The sequence below is a fragment of the Pseudomonas sp. P129 genome (assembly GCF_020312195.1).
Lineage (GTDB): Bacteria > Pseudomonadota > Gammaproteobacteria > Pseudomonadales > Pseudomonadaceae > Aquipseudomonas > Aquipseudomonas fragariae.
In genome coordinates this window covers 1020078-1034070 of record NZ_JAGPYS010000001.1, presented here as the reverse complement: position 1 = coordinate 1034070, position 13993 = coordinate 1020078, and the positions used below count along the sequence as shown (strand labels likewise).

11 protein-coding genes are annotated in these 13993 nt (G+C 60.6%); 4 read left to right on the top strand and 7 right to left on the bottom strand.

Translation table 11 applies throughout. The features are described 5' to 3' along the window. Window positions 1-383: 383 nt before the first annotated feature. Genes KBY02_RS04425 through KBY02_RS04415 form a run of 3 tightly spaced genes read right to left on the bottom strand, consistent with a single transcriptional unit; the run spans window position 384 to window position 2782 of the window. Window positions 384-1730, bottom strand: a complete 1347-nt coding sequence (locus tag KBY02_RS04425) for an ATP-binding protein (protein ID WP_225649912.1) — start codon at window positions 1728-1730, stop codon at window positions 384-386. Beyond that, on the bottom strand, window positions 1727-2404 hold the full coding sequence (locus tag KBY02_RS04420; RefSeq protein WP_003314580.1) for a response regulator: 678 nt from the start codon (window positions 2402-2404) through the stop codon (window positions 1727-1729). The genes KBY02_RS04425 and KBY02_RS04420 overlap by 4 nt, the downstream gene beginning before the upstream one ends. A gap of 27 nt (window positions 2405-2431) precedes the next feature. Further along, window positions 2432-2782 (bottom strand): hypothetical protein, encoded by a 351-nt coding sequence (locus KBY02_RS04415; RefSeq protein WP_003407754.1) that lies wholly within the window; start codon window positions 2780-2782, stop codon window positions 2432-2434. A 172-nt stretch (window positions 2783-2954) separates the two neighbouring features. Here KBY02_RS04415 and KBY02_RS04410 point away from each other — a divergent pair, with 172 nt between their 5' ends. Continuing rightward, window positions 2955-3743, top strand: a complete 789-nt coding sequence (locus tag KBY02_RS04410; RefSeq protein WP_003407755.1) for a dienelactone hydrolase family protein — start codon at window positions 2955-2957, stop codon at window positions 3741-3743. A 455-nt stretch (window positions 3744-4198) separates the two neighbouring features. Here the strand turns inward: KBY02_RS04410 and KBY02_RS04405 are convergent, their stop codons facing one another. Further along, window positions 4199-4732: an REP-associated tyrosine transposase gene (locus KBY02_RS04405; protein ID WP_032653427.1), complete on the bottom strand. Its 534-nt coding sequence runs from the start codon at window positions 4730-4732 to the stop codon at window positions 4199-4201. 315 nt (window positions 4733-5047) lie between these two features. Between KBY02_RS04405 and KBY02_RS04400 the strand changes: the two genes are divergently transcribed. After that, on the top strand, window positions 5048-5773 hold the full coding sequence (locus KBY02_RS04400; protein ID WP_197709714.1) for a 4'-phosphopantetheinyl transferase family protein: 726 nt from the start codon (window positions 5048-5050) through the stop codon (window positions 5771-5773). On the opposite strand, the gene fhuF is transcribed toward KBY02_RS04400, so the two are convergent. Genes fhuF through KBY02_RS04385 form a run of 3 tightly spaced genes read right to left on the bottom strand, consistent with a single transcriptional unit; the run spans window position 5774 to window position 8836 of the window. After that, window positions 5774-6520: a siderophore-iron reductase FhuF gene (gene fhuF / locus KBY02_RS04395; protein WP_011268602.1), complete on the bottom strand. Its 747-nt coding sequence runs from the start codon at window positions 6518-6520 to the stop codon at window positions 5774-5776. After that, window positions 6478-8088 carry an ATP-binding protein gene (locus tag KBY02_RS04390; protein WP_024650760.1) on the bottom strand — a complete coding sequence of 537 codons (1611 nt, stop codon included), beginning with the start codon at window positions 8086-8088 and terminating at the stop codon, window positions 6478-6480. The genes fhuF and KBY02_RS04390 overlap by 43 nt, the downstream gene beginning before the upstream one ends. Window positions 8089-8092: 4 nt before the next feature. After that, the gene (locus tag KBY02_RS04385) at window positions 8093-8836 is read right to left on the bottom strand and encodes a response regulator (protein ID WP_003407760.1); all 744 of its coding nucleotides are present in this window, start codon (window positions 8834-8836) and stop codon (window positions 8093-8095) included. A gap of 708 nt (window positions 8837-9544) precedes the next feature. Between KBY02_RS04385 and KBY02_RS04380 the strand changes: the two genes are divergently transcribed. Together KBY02_RS04380 and KBY02_RS04375 are read left to right on the top strand one after the other, a co-directional pair. Next, window positions 9545-12457: a ribonucleoside-diphosphate reductase subunit alpha gene (locus KBY02_RS04380; RefSeq protein WP_011268604.1), complete on the top strand. Its 2913-nt coding sequence runs from the start codon at window positions 9545-9547 to the stop codon at window positions 12455-12457. Window positions 12458-12722: 265 nt separating this feature from the next. Continuing rightward, window positions 12723-13970: a ribonucleotide-diphosphate reductase subunit beta gene (locus KBY02_RS04375; protein ID WP_002554639.1), complete on the top strand. Its 1248-nt coding sequence runs from the start codon at window positions 12723-12725 to the stop codon at window positions 13968-13970. Window positions 13971-13993: the final 23 nt, after the last annotated feature.

Below are 13993 nucleotides of genomic sequence, written 5' to 3'. Positions count from 1 at the left end.
TCAAGGGCGTCGTCGGGCATCTTCACCTGATGCACGCGAGCCTATAAAGCGCTAACCCTCCTGCACTGGAGGGATTTGTTTTGTCGAGCTGCGCAAGGCAGGTCTCTGCCATGTAGATAGCAATACGCGTGCCATGGAGTCATTTTGATATCAAACCCCCGCATTACAAGGCGCACACTGGTAACGGTAGTCGGGATTCAACAGGAGAGGTGGCGGTTTTCCGCCGTATGATGGGAAAAATGGGCACACAGTGGCGGGTATCCGCCTTCTTTCGCCGGTGACGGTAGCGCTCGGTGACGCGCAGAGGTGTGACGCAGAGCTTCACGAACGGCATTCCCACGCCGGAGCGTGAGGAAGGATAGGTGTCCGGGTGAACACGATCGTCACTGCGCCAGAAAATGAATCCTGAACGCCGCGCCGCCCAATGGGGAATCGCCCAGCGTCAGTTGCGCGCCGTAGCTTTCGATGATGTCCTTGACCACCGCCAGGCCGATGCCTTGCCCGGGGTTCTGGCGGTCCAGCCGTTCGCCGCGTTCGAGAATGCGGGCACGCTGGCTCTGCGGGACGCCGGGGCCATCGTCTTCGACGCACAGTTCATCGCCGGTCGTTGAACGCGTGAAGCTGACGCGTACTTCGCTCAGGCACAGCCGATAAGCGTTTTCCAGCAGGTTGCCGAGCATTTCCAGCAACGCGCCCTCTTCCATATGCACCTGGCAGTGCTCGGGCAGGTCCAGCGTGGCCTTCACCTGTTTGTCGCGATACACCTTGTCCAGCGTGTTGCACAGGCTTTCGACCACGGGTCGCAGCATCACGTGATGCCGCACCAGACCGCTCTTGCGCAGGCTGGCCCGCTGCAGTTGATAGCCGATCTGCTGGCTCATGCGTTCGATCTGCGATTGCAGCACCCACGCCTGCTCGACATCCTCGGGGCGCTTGGCGATGTTCTCGCTTACGCCCTGCAAGACCGCCAGCGGGGTTTTCAGGCTATGCGCCAGGTCGTCCAGAGAGTCGCGGTAACGAATCCGCTGCTCGCGCTCGCTGCGCAACAGGCGGTTGAGCGAGTCGGTCAGGCGCAGCAGTTCGCTGGGGTGTTCTTCGCTGAGGCTGTCGCGCACACCGGCTTCCACCTGATCGAGTTCCTGGCTCAAGCCGCGCAAGGCCCGCAGCCCCCAGGTCAGGCCCATCCACAGCAACCCGAGCAGCACCGCCAGTGCTGCGCCAAAGCCCAGATAAAGCTTGCGGCGCAGACCGTCGATGGTTTCCTGATAGACGCGCAACGGTTGCACGGCAACGATACTGAATGCGGCATTGCGCCCGCCGAGCAGCCGGATCTCGACGTCATAGACGAAATACTCATCGCCATTGATTTCCTTGATCTTGGTGAACTCGCTGCCCTGCCCGTCGTATTGCGGGCGGTAGTCGATGTTCTCGCCTTCGGTCGACAACGAGCGCCAGACCATCTGCCCCTGGCGGTTATAGATGTAACCCAGCAGACGGCTACCGGGCAGATTGAATTGTTCGCCCGGCAGTACAGACGGCATCAACAGATGACCATCTTCGACGCGCGCGGCCGAAATCATGGTGGTGACATCGGAAGCCAGGCGTTGCTCGATCGCTCCGCGCAGCGCCAGGCTGAACGCCCCCTGCAGAGCAGGCAGCATCAGCAGCATGAAGATTACCGCCAGCGTGGCGGCGCCCAGCATCAGGCGCAGGCGAAGCGAACGAATCACGTACAGCGCTCATTGAACAGATAGCCCATGCCGCGCACGGTTTCGATAGGTTTGAAGGCCACGCTGCTGTCCAGTTTGCGACGCAGACGACCGACCAGCACTTCGATCACGTTCGGGTCGCGCTCGTCGTCATCAGGGTACAGCTGCTCCATCAGGCGCTCCTTGGGCACCACTTGCTGATGATGGAGCATCAGGTACTCAAGAATGCGGTATTCATAGGCCGTCAGCGCCAAGGGTTGCTCGGCCAGGGCGGCGTGCTTGCGATTGAGGTCCAGCAACAGCGGGCCAGCGGTGATGGTTGACTGGATGAAGCCGCTGGAACGCCGTAACAAAGCGTTCAGCCGTGCCTCCAGCTCTTCGAACTGGAAGGGCTTGACTACGTAGTCGTCAGCCCCGGCCGCCAGGCCTTCGACCTTGTCCTGCCAATTGCCGCGCGCGGTCAGGATCAGGATCGGAAACGCCTTGCCTAGTGCGCGCAGCTGGCGAATCAGGTCCAGGCCGCCAATGCCCGGCAGGCCCAGGTCGATCACCGCCAGGTCGTGATTGAATTGCGCGACCTGATACAACGCTTCTTCAGCGTTGGCCACCGCTTCCACCACATGCCCGGCTTCGGTCAGACGGGTTCGCAAGTGGTGGCGCAGCAGCGCTTCATCCTCAACTACCAACAACTTCATGCAGCTCTCCCAGGCACAATCGCAGCCTCAAGACAAAGAATGAAACGACATCGTCGCATCAGTACTCAACAGGCGGGCGCTGACGGGCACGTGTTGTGTCACATCATAGCTGCCCAGCAGGATTTCGCGGCTGACAGGCGCACCATTGTGAGTGCCCGTCAGACTGCCGTAAACCGGTGGCGAATAAAGCGTCCCCACCGAGACGTTGGAATGCGCCTGCTCCCCGAGCGCGTGCCCCCAGCTGTTGGTATCGTCAAGCCTTTCGCTGGTCTTGCTGAACTCGATACGGGCCACGTCAAGCCGACCATCACCCGCCTGCACCGCAGCACTGCCACCCAGAAAAGCCAGGGCCAGGAAAAACTTGTTGAGATTCAACATATCGACTCCTTTTGCGCTCGGGGACGCTGTCAAGGTATGGGCCAACAGTAATCGCGCCGGGCTGAACCCCGACTGAACACTGCATGAACCGGCGCTGAACAGTCATCCACACCCTGTGCAGCAGAATCGGCTATGGTTATTTGCCAACTCAAACATCAACAAGGAGCTGACCATGCGTGTGTGGATTGCAATGATCATGATGGGCCTGACCGGCCTCGCCCAGGCGGCGATCAAGACCGAGCAGATCGATTATAAAAGTGCCGACGGCACCAAGCTGGTGGGCTATTACGCGTACGACGACGCGGTAAAAGGCCCGCGCCCTGGCGTCCTGGTGGTCCACGAATGGTGGGGCCTGAACGACTACGCCAAGCGCCGCGCCCGCGATCTGGCTGCACTGGGTTACAGCGCAATGGCCATCGACATGTACGGCGAAGGCAAAAACACCGAGCACCCGAAAGACGCGATGGCCTTCATGCAGGCCGCGCTGAAGGACAGCGATGCCGCCGACAAGCGCTTTGACGCCGGGCTGGAGCAATTGAAGAAGCAGCCACAGACCGATCCGAAGAAGATCGCAGCGATCGGTTACTGCTTCGGCGGCAAGATCGTGCTCGATGCGGCACGCCGCGGTGAACCGCTGCTGGGCGTGGTGAGCTTCCACGGCGCACTGGTCACCAACACCCCGGCGAAACCGGGCATCAAGGTGCCAATGCTGGTCGAACACGGCGCCAAGGACAGCATGGTCACCCCTGAAAACGTCACCGCCTTCAAGAAGGAAATGGACGACGCCAAGGCCGACTACAAGTTCGTCAGCATCGACGGCGCCAAACACGGCTTCACCAACCCCGACGCCGACCGCCTGAGCCACGGCGAACACGGCGGCCCGGACATCGGCTACAGCAAATCCGCCGATGAGAGCTCCTGGGCGGACATGAAAGAGTTCTTCAAGAAGATATTTGGTTGACTGTCAGATGTTCCTTCTACACGGAGCGTCGGCACGATAGTCGGGATCATCGTTCCTCACGCTCCAGCGTGGGAATGCAGTGCTCGACGCTCTGCGTCGCAAAAGAGGACGCAGAGCGTCCAGAAAGGCATGCGACGCGGAGCGCCGCACGATAATTACGATCATCGTTCCTCACGCTCCAGCGTGGGGATGCAGGTCTCGACGCTCTGCGTCGCAAAAGAGGACGCAGAGCGTCCGGAACGGCATGACGACGCGGAGCGCCGCACGATAGTTGCGATCATCGTTCCTCACGCTCCAGCGTGGGAATGCAGGTCTCGACGCTCTGCGTCGCAAAAGAGGACGCAGAGCGTCCAGAAAGGCATGCGACGCGGAGCGCCGCACGATAGTTGCGATCATCGTTCCGCACGCTCCAGCGTGGGAATGCAGTGCTCGACGCTCTGCGTCGCAACAATGCGTTAATACCAGCGCTGAATATCGATCAAACCGCGCTGCCCCTCATAATCGCGGGCGCTGGAGTATCTCCAGTGCTCACCGACATCCACATAACCTCTCTTTACCGGGTTATGGTGAATGTAATCGAGCTTCTGCCGCATCACCTTTTCATTCCACACAAGCTCGGCATGGGCTCCTTCCTGCCAGACCTGATAAACCCTGTCACTCTTGTGCAGGCGCTTGACGAACCGCAGACGCTCCAATGTGCTGTCGGCATTGGCGTTCTCAAGTGCTGCGATTATCTGTCGAGCCGTAAAAGACTTGAAACTACTCACACACTTGTCCAGAGCGGGCGCTTGGGCCACGAAGTGCAAATGGTTTTCCAGTACGACATACCCGAATAGCTGCAGTCCCTGATGAGCCTGTTGATAGCGCCAGGCATTGAACAGAATGTCTACCAGAGCAGGCCGGGTAAAAAGCGGTAACCACTCCACCACTGTGCAGGTCAGGAAGTGAGGCTTTTCAGGTTCGGTGATGGTGTATCTGCTTCGACCCATGTGTTCATCCTTGAATCATCAGAGGCGCGAAAGGTACCTTCCGACCGAGTACGTGGAAATAATGAAAGTGTGACCAGTTTTTTTGCTCTGAATCGCCAAGAGGACGCAGAGCGTCCGGAAAGGCATGCGACGCGGAGCGACGCACGATAGTTGAGATGATCGTTCCGCACGCTCCAGCGTGGGAATGCAGGTCTCGACGCTCTGCGTCGCCGAGAGGACGCAGAGCGTCCAGAAAGGCCTGCGACGCGGAGCGCCGCACGATAGTTACTGCTAGTGCCCTTCCCTCCAACCCGTTCCCCCGGCAAAATGCCGCCCATGACTGAACTATCCCACCTCCCCATCTGCTGCCCGGAACTGATCCGGCATTGGCCGCTGCCACAAGCCTTGCCGGGAGCAGTACTGGTGAGTGGACATTTTGATCCGCTCAAGCTGGCAGACGGCGACTTTCAGCGTTGTGAGCTGCAAATGCCGGCGAGCATTCAGCGCTCGGTGGCCAAGCGTCAGACTGAATTTCTCGCCGGTCGTCTCTGCGCACGCGAAGCCATGCGTCAGCTCGATGGCCGTCTGCACGTTCCTGCAGTGGGCAAAGACCGCGCGCCGGTGTGGCCCTCGGATGTCTGCGGTTCGATCACTCACAGCACCGGCTGGGCCGCTGCCGTGGTTGCGCACAAGCAGCAGTGGCGCGGGTTGGGGCTGGACACGGAAAACCTGCTGAGCCATGACCGCGCCTCGCGGCTGGCCGGGGAAATTCTGACGGCGGCCGAGCTGGCAGAGATGGCGGCGGGTCCGGAAGATCAGATCGCACTGCGCGTGACCCTGACTTTTTCGATCAAGGAAGCGCTGTTCAAGGCGCTCTACCCCATCGTGCACAAGCGTTTCTATTTCGAAGACGCACAACTGCTGGAATGGTCCGCCGATGGCCACGCCCGGCTACAACTGCTGATCGACCTGTCCAGCGAGTGGCATGCGGGCAAGGAGCTGGACGGTCAGTTCAGTGTGCAGGACGATCACCTGTTGAGCCTGGTCGCCGTCGAAGGCTGATCAGCCGGGCAGCGGACAATGCTCGCAACGCCCAACCCACTCGACCCGATGACTCAAACAGCACACACGCCGTTGCCTGCGTGGTTCACCACCTCGCGCCTGCGGCACATAACGCACGGTCTGAAACAGAGGATTGGTGCGCCCGTCCGGCCTTTTCTTCTCGCTTAACAGCGCCAGCCCCGCAGCCAGCGACGCATCACTGCAGGTAGCCAGCTGCGCAAGGCAGCCTTCCAGATAATCCCCGGCGCTGCTCCACAACACAGCAGCCGACAGTCCGCCATAAGCGCTCAGAGAAGTAATGAAGGGCTGCAGATTGTCATCGAGCAATCCGGCAAAGCGCTGAAACGGATCAACCGCAATACCCCGCCAGACGCTTCCCTCCCCTGCCAGCCTGATGCCGCTCGGCACCCCACGCTCATCCAGCGCCAACGCCACTTGCTCCAGCTGTAACGGCCAATGCCAGTCATGCACCAGGCTGGCCACCAGCACCGGCGGAATCAGTTGCATGAAGTAAAACTTGGCCCACTGCGACACCAGCACCGGCAATTGATCGGGCATCAGTTGCGGCCCGTAAACAGTCAGCAGTATCTGATCAAGACGCTCGGGGCGCAGCAGATCAGGCAACGTCATCACCGGACGCGGATCATCCGCCGTCAGCAAGGTCCGCCCGAACCGCGCAAATGGCCCGGCAAACAAAGGCAAGCTCAACGCGGCACCTGCGTGCGCGGCCAGGTCAGGCTGAAGCATGCTCCGCCCAGGCTGACGCTGTGTCCGATCAGCGCGCGGCCTTCATGCCAATGGATGATCCGCCGCACGATCGACAGACCCAGCCCATGCCCGCCCGAGGCACGGGTGCGGCTGTCATCGATGCGCATGAACGGCGTGAAAATCTGTTCCCAAGCCTGCTCCGGCACGCCAGGACCATCGTCGTCCACGTCGATACGGCACTGCTGCGCTTCCAGCCGATAACTGATACGCACCTCGTTGTCGGCATGGCGCAGCGCATTGCTCACCAGGTTCTGCACGGCGCGATGCAGGTAGCGCGGCTCACCCTCGACCCAGGCAGCCTCGCCCTCTTCGGCCCTCAGGCATTCGCCCCGCGAAACCCGCACATCGGCACGCAATGGCGCCAGTTCGGCGATCACCTGATCGATCAGCGCATCCAGATCGACACGCTGGAAGTTCAAGGTCGGCGCGCCCTGCTCAAGACGCGCGTAGGTGAGCATTTCATCGACCAGCTTGTCGAGGTCCTGAATATCGCTGTCCATGCCACGCATGTATTTGCGCCGCGCCTCGGGAGTGGCGGCGTCGCTGACCATCTCCAGACCGAAACGCAGACGCGCCACCGGCGTGCGCAATTCGTGGGACACCGCGCGCACCAGTTCACGCTGGATCATCAGTGAGCGCTGCAGGTGTTCGGCCATGCTGTTGAACGCCGCCGCCACACGCCCCACCGAGTCGGAGCCTTCGGTCGGCACGCGGCTGTGCAGGCTGCCTTGGGCAATCTGCGTGGCCGCCGCTTCCAGCTCCAGCACCCGTCGCTCCAGACGCCGCACCAGCAAGTACACCACCAGACCGATCAGACACAGGCCCATCAAGGCGATCAGCAGCAGCCAATGCAGCGGATAGGGGTTCATCTGGTACAGCGGGCCGATTTCCAGCACCCAGTTGGTGTCGACGATCCCGGCCAGCACGCGGATCGAATCGCCGCCCTTGCCCAGCGCCATGACCGTATCGCCCTCATAGACGCGGCGGCGCTGGTCATCGTCCAGATCCGCCTGATCCAGCGCCAGCAGGTGCAGGTCGAAACCGAACCCCTTGTCGCTGCGCAGGGCCTGCAGGCGCGCCGGTTGCTCGTCGACTGGAAAGCGCACCAGTTCATCGATCAGCAGGTAAATAGTGGCTCTCGCCAGTTGTTCGGTGATCTGCTGCACTTCGCCGGTCAGCAACAGTGGCTCCTTGTCGCTCAACTGACGATAAACCCTGGCAGCGTGCGGCCCGATCTGTTCGACCACTACCTTGCCGCGCGCCAGTTGCCCCAGTGCGCTGCTGTCGAGGTGAGCCTGTTCAAGGGTTTGCAGACTCAGGGGAATGCCCAGCAGGCGCTCCCAGACTGCCAGGGCGCGGCGCCGTTCGATGCCGTCGAGGGGCAGCAGATTGTCGGCCATGATCGTAAAGGTGCCATGGGCCAGGCGCTCGCGGTACTGCTCGCCGCGCGACTGGTTGAGCACATGCAGGGCCAGCACGCCGAGCAGCGCGACCAGCACCAACACGCCCAGCACGCCACCGTAGATGCGCAGAAAGATCGAATTCATCAGGTCAGCCGCTGAACACGTGGCCGCTCATGTCCTGCGCCGCTTCGGGCACAAACAGATAGCCCTTGCTGCGCACGGTCTTGATCAGACGCGGATGAATGGGATCGTCGCCGATCTTCGGGCGGATACGCGAGATACGCACATCGATGGAGCGATCCTGCCCGTCGTACCCCACACCGCGCAGCGCGGTGAAAATCTCTTCGCGGGACAGCGTGCGCCCGGCGTTGGCCACCAGCAGCCACAGCAGGTCGAACTCGGCACCGGTCAGCTCGATGCTCTGCTCGCGCAGCCAGGCCTCACGCAGTGCGTTGTCCACCACCAACGGCCCGAACACCAGACGGCGCAGCTCGGCAGCCGGCACCTGCGGCGCTTCACTGCGGCGCAGCAGAGCTTTGATACGCGCCAGCAGCACGCGCGGATGCACCGGTTTGCAGACGAAATCGTCGGCGCCGGTGTCGAGTCCTTCTATATGGTCGGTGTCGTCAGTGCGCGCGGTGAGCATCAGAATCGGCCCGTCGTAGCGGTCACGCACGCTGCGGCAGATGCTGAAACCGTCCTCGCCGGGCAGCATCAGGTCGAGAATCACCAGATCCGGCTGCTCGGCGATGATCCGCGCTGCCGCCAGCGCGCCGTCGCCTTCGATGCTCACGCGCAGGCCGTGGTTCTGCAGGTAATCGCTGGTCAGTTCGGCCAGTCGCTGGTCATCCTCGACGATCAATACGTGCCAGGTGTGTGGTTCCACAGCCATCTTTCCTTGTCGTTATCGACCGCTTTTTGTTTTTGCAACGCAGGGGTTGCGGCATCGCGTCGCAGGCGAGTGTAGCAACCCTTGCGCGGATCACACGACACCGCAGGTGGCATAGCACATGACATGCCAGAACGGCCTTGCAGCTGCGTTTTTTTGTGATAGGGTTCGCGCCCTCAAAAATCAGCAGTGCATCGCCGGTGCCTACAGAAATCGGTGACAAACGGTCACGATCCAGTAGTTATGCGGCCTACACGCACGGTGTGCGATTCATACACAAACTACACACACTTTATCCACAAGCGGTGCGTTGCAATTCATGTCCAAAACGCATTATCTTGTAGCCCGGCGACCAGACACACCCTACATGTGGGGTTTTGAATAGAAACACCAGCACAACTCAAATGGGAAATTCAAGCATTTTTGTTGCGTCTGAGGGGTTGAACTTCAAGCCAGTTTAGGTACCAAGACCCTCGTGTGTGAGCCAGAGCTATCCCGTACACGTTTTGCAACATCGAACACGCACTCTTGATCAGATTTTCGAAGGATCGGGCATAGCCCGGTCCTTTTTGGCTTCAAAACCTGGAAGCGGCGACAGACCCCGCTTTCACCTTCGTTTTGGAGCCCTTTGGTCGCCTTTTGCGACTGACTGCTCTAAACGAAATGGTGGGCAGCAATGCCCGAACAAACTTAAAGAACGTGGAGTCACACATGCAAACAGACACAACTCGCGAGAACTCGCCGACCGGCGCGCCGCAGCCAAGCCAGACCCAGCAGGATCTGTCTGCCACTGCCCCCGGTCAACTGCGCGTGATCAAGCGTAACGGTACTGTCGTTCCTTACACCGACGACAAGATCACCGTTGCCATCACCAAGGCGTTTCTTGCAGTTGAAGGCGGCAATGCTGCTGCCTCGTCGCGCATCCATGACACCGTTGCGCGCCTGACCGAACAGGTCAGCGCCACGTTCAAGCGTCGCATGCCTTCGGGCGGCACCATCCACATCGAAGAAATCCAGGATCAGGTCGAACTGGCGCTGATGCGTGCCGGCGAGCAGAAAGTAGCTCGCGACTACGTCATCTACCGTGACTCGCGCGCCAAAGAGCGTGCCGTTCGTACACCCGAGGAGCAGGTCCAGGCTCACCCGTCGATCCGCATCACCCGCGCCGACGGCAGCTTTGCGCCGCTGGACATGGGTCGTCTGAACACCATCGTTACCGAAGCGTGCGAAGGCCTGGCTGAAGTCGACGCCGACCTGATCCAGACCGAAACCCTGAAAAACCTGTACGACGGCGTGGCGCTGAAAGACGTCAACACCGCACTGGTGATGACCGCCCGTACCCTGGTCGAGCGCGAGCCGAACTACTCGTTCGTCACCGCCCGCCTGCTGATGGACACCCTGCGCGCCGAAGGCCTGGGTTTCCTCGGTGTCGCCGACAGCGCCACCCACCACGAAATGGCCGACCTGTACGCCAAGGCGCTGCCTGCCTACGTCACCGCCGGTATCAAGTTCGAACTGCTCAACCCTGTGCTGGCCGAATTCGACCTCGAAAAACTCGGCAAGGCGATCAACCACGAGCGCGATCAGCAGTTCACTTACCTGGGCCTGCAAACCCTGTACGACCGTTACTTCATCCACAAGGATGGCGTGCGTTTCGAGCTGCCGCAGATCTTCTTCATGCGCGTGGCCATGGGCCTGGCAATCGAAGAGAAAGCCCGTGAAGACCGCGCCATCGAGTTCTACAACCTGCTGTCGTCGTTCGACTACATGTCGTCGACTCCGACCCTGTTCAACGCCGGTACCCTGCGTCCACAGCTGTCCAGCTGCTACCTGACCACCGTGCCGGATGACCTGTCGGGCATCTACCACGCGATCCACGACAACGCCATGCTGTCCAAATTCGCCGGCGGCCTGGGCAACGACTGGACACCGGTTCGTGCGCTGGGCTCGTACATCAAGGGCACCAACGGCAAGTCGCAGGGCGTCGTACCGTTCCTGAAAGTGGTCAACGACACCGCCGTTGCGGTCAACCAGGGCGGCAAGCGCAAAGGCGCTGTCTGTGCCTACCTGGAAACCTGGCACATGGACATCGAAGAGTTCATCGAGCTGCGCAAGAACACCGGTGATGACCGTCGTCGTACCCACGACATGAACACCGCCAACTGGATCCCTGACCTGTTCATGAAGCGTGTCTTCGATGACGGCCCGTGGACCCTGTTCTCGCCCTCCGAAGTACCGGACCTGCACGACCTGACCGGCAAGGCCTTCCAGGAGCGTTACGAGCACTACGAAGCGCTGACCGAATACCCAGGCAAGATCAAACTGTTCAAGACCATCCAGGCCAAGGATCTGTGGCGCAAGATGCTCTCGATGCTGTTCGAAACCGGCCACCCCTGGCTGACCTTCAAGGACCCGTGCAACCTGCGCAGCCCGCAGCAGCACGTGGGCGTGGTTCACAGCTCGAACCTGTGCACCGAGATCACCCTGAACACCAATAAGGACGAGATCGCGGTCTGCAACCTGGGCTCGATCAACCTGCCGAACCACATCGTCGACGGCAAGCTGGATACCGACAAGCTCAAGCGCACCGTCGATGTAGCCGTGCGCATGCTCGATAACGTGATCGACATCAACTACTACTCGGTACCCCAGGCCAAGAACTCCAACCTGCGCCACCGTCCGGTCGGCCTGGGCATCATGGGCTTCCAGGATGCGCTGTACCTGCAACACATCCCGTACGGTTCCGATGCTGCCGTGCAGTTCGCCGACACCTCCATGGAAGCGGTCAGCTACTACGCAATCCAGGCGTCCTGCGACCTGGCCGACGAGCGCGGTGCCTACGAGACGTTCCAGGGTTCGCTGTGGTCCAAGGGCATCCTGCCGCTGGATTCGCAACAGATCCTGATCGAACAGCGTGGCGAGAAGTACATCAGCGTCGACCTGAAGGAAACTCTGGACTGGGCGCCGGTACGTGCCCGTGTGCAGAAAGGTATCCGTAACTCGAACATCATGGCCATCGCACCGACCGCCACCATCGCCAACATCACCGGCGTGTCGCAGTCGATCGAACCGACCTACCAGAACCTGTACGTGAAATCGAACCTGTCCGGCGAATTCACCGTGATCAACCCGTACCTGGTTCGCGACCTCAAGGCCCGCGACCTGTGGGACTCGGTCATGATCAACGACCTGAAGTACTACGACGGTTCGGTACAGCAGATCGAGCGCATCCCGCAGGAGCTCAAGGAGCTTTACGCGACTGCCTTCGAAGTGGACACCAAGTGGATCGTCGACGCGGCAAGCCGTCGTCAGAAGTGGATCGACCAGGCTCAGTCGCTGAACCTGTACATCGCTGGCGCTTCGGGCAAGAAGCTGGACGTGACCTACCGCATGGCCTGGTACCGTGGTCTGAAAACCACTTACTACCTCCGTGCCCTGGCCGCGACCAGCACCGAGAAGTCCACCGTCAACACCGGCAAGCTCAACGCAGTATCGAGCGGCGGCCATGGCCCGGACGACTCGGCGATCACCGCCCCGCGCCCAACCGAAGCAGCACCGGCCGGCCCGGCCCCAGTGCCAAAGGCTTGCGCAATCGACGAGCCGGATTGTGAGGCTTGCCAGTAAGGCAACCCGCCTCGCCCCCACAGGAGAAACACAACCCTGTGGGAGCGAGAGGCCAACAAGCCTGACGCTGTACCTGTAGGAGCGGACTTGTCCGCGAAGAGGCCGGCAAGGATACACATCCCCTTGCCACCCTCCTCCTCACCCAAAGGCCCCGAAAGCCAAAAATTCATGTTCCTTGCGCGCCACACCTGAAAAGCAAGCAACACACCCTCTGGATCCAACAGGCCAGTCCACCCGACTGACCCTCAAGCAGGAGACGTACACCATGCTGAGCTGGGACGAATTCGATAAAGAAGACGGCGAAGTAGTCGCCAAAGCGACCAACGCCGGTCATGCCAACGAAGCCAACATGGACCGCCTCGACAGCGCCGGCGGCCTGGCTGCACAGGAAGCCCGTGCAGTGACCGCCGCCGACTCCGCTGCCCTGATCCGCGCCAAGAAAGCGCTGGACGCACTGGACGTCGCTGAAGGCCTGGCCGAACTCGAAGGCGCCAGCGCCCGCGTCGCCGTTGACGAAAAAATGATGATCAACTGCCGCGCCGACCTCAACCAGCTCGTGCCTTTCAAGTACGACTGGGCCTGGCAGAAGTACCTGGACGGTTGCGCAAACCACTGGATGCCGCAAGAAGTCAACATGACCGCCGACATCGCCCTCTGGAAAAACCCGGAAGGCCTGACCGACGACGAGCGCCGCATCGTCATGCGCAACCTGGGCTTCTTCTCCACTGCCGACTCGCTGGTTGCCAACAACCTGGTATTGGCCGTGTACCGCCTGATCACCAACCCGGAGTGCCGCCAGTACATCCTGCGCCAGGCCTTCGAAGAGGCGATCCACACCCACGCCTACCAGTACTGCATCGAATCGCTGGCCATGGATGAAGGCGAGATCTTCAACATGTACCACGAGATCCCGTCGGTCGCTAAAAAAGCAGCCTGGGGCCTGAAGTACACCCGTTCGATCTCCGATCCGAAGTTCGAAACCGGCACCGTCGAAACCGACAAAGAGCTGCTGCGCAACCTGATCGCTTACTACTGCGTACTGGAAGGCATCTTCTTCTACTGCGGCTTCACCCAGATCCTCTCCATGGGCCGCCGCAACAAGATGACCGGCGTTGCCGAGCAGTTCCAGTACATCCTGCGCGACGAGTCCATGCACCTGAACTTCGGCATCGACGTGATCAACCAGATCAAAATCGAAAACCCGCACCTGTGGGATGCCGAGATGAAAGAAGAAGCCACGCAGATGATCCTGCAAGGCACCCAGCTGGAAATCGAATACGCCCGCGACACCATGCCCCGCGGCGTGCTGGGCATGAACGCTGCGATGATGGAAGACTATCTGAAATTCATCGCTAACCGCCGCCTGAGCCAGATTGGCTTGAAGGAAGAATATCCAGGGACGACCAACCCGTTCCCCTGGATGAGCGAGATCATGGACTTGAAGAAAGAGAAGAATTTCTTTGAGACTCGGGTTATTGAGTATCAGACAGGTGGGGCGTTGAGCTGGGATTGATTTGCATCCCGCGGAGTTGCAAT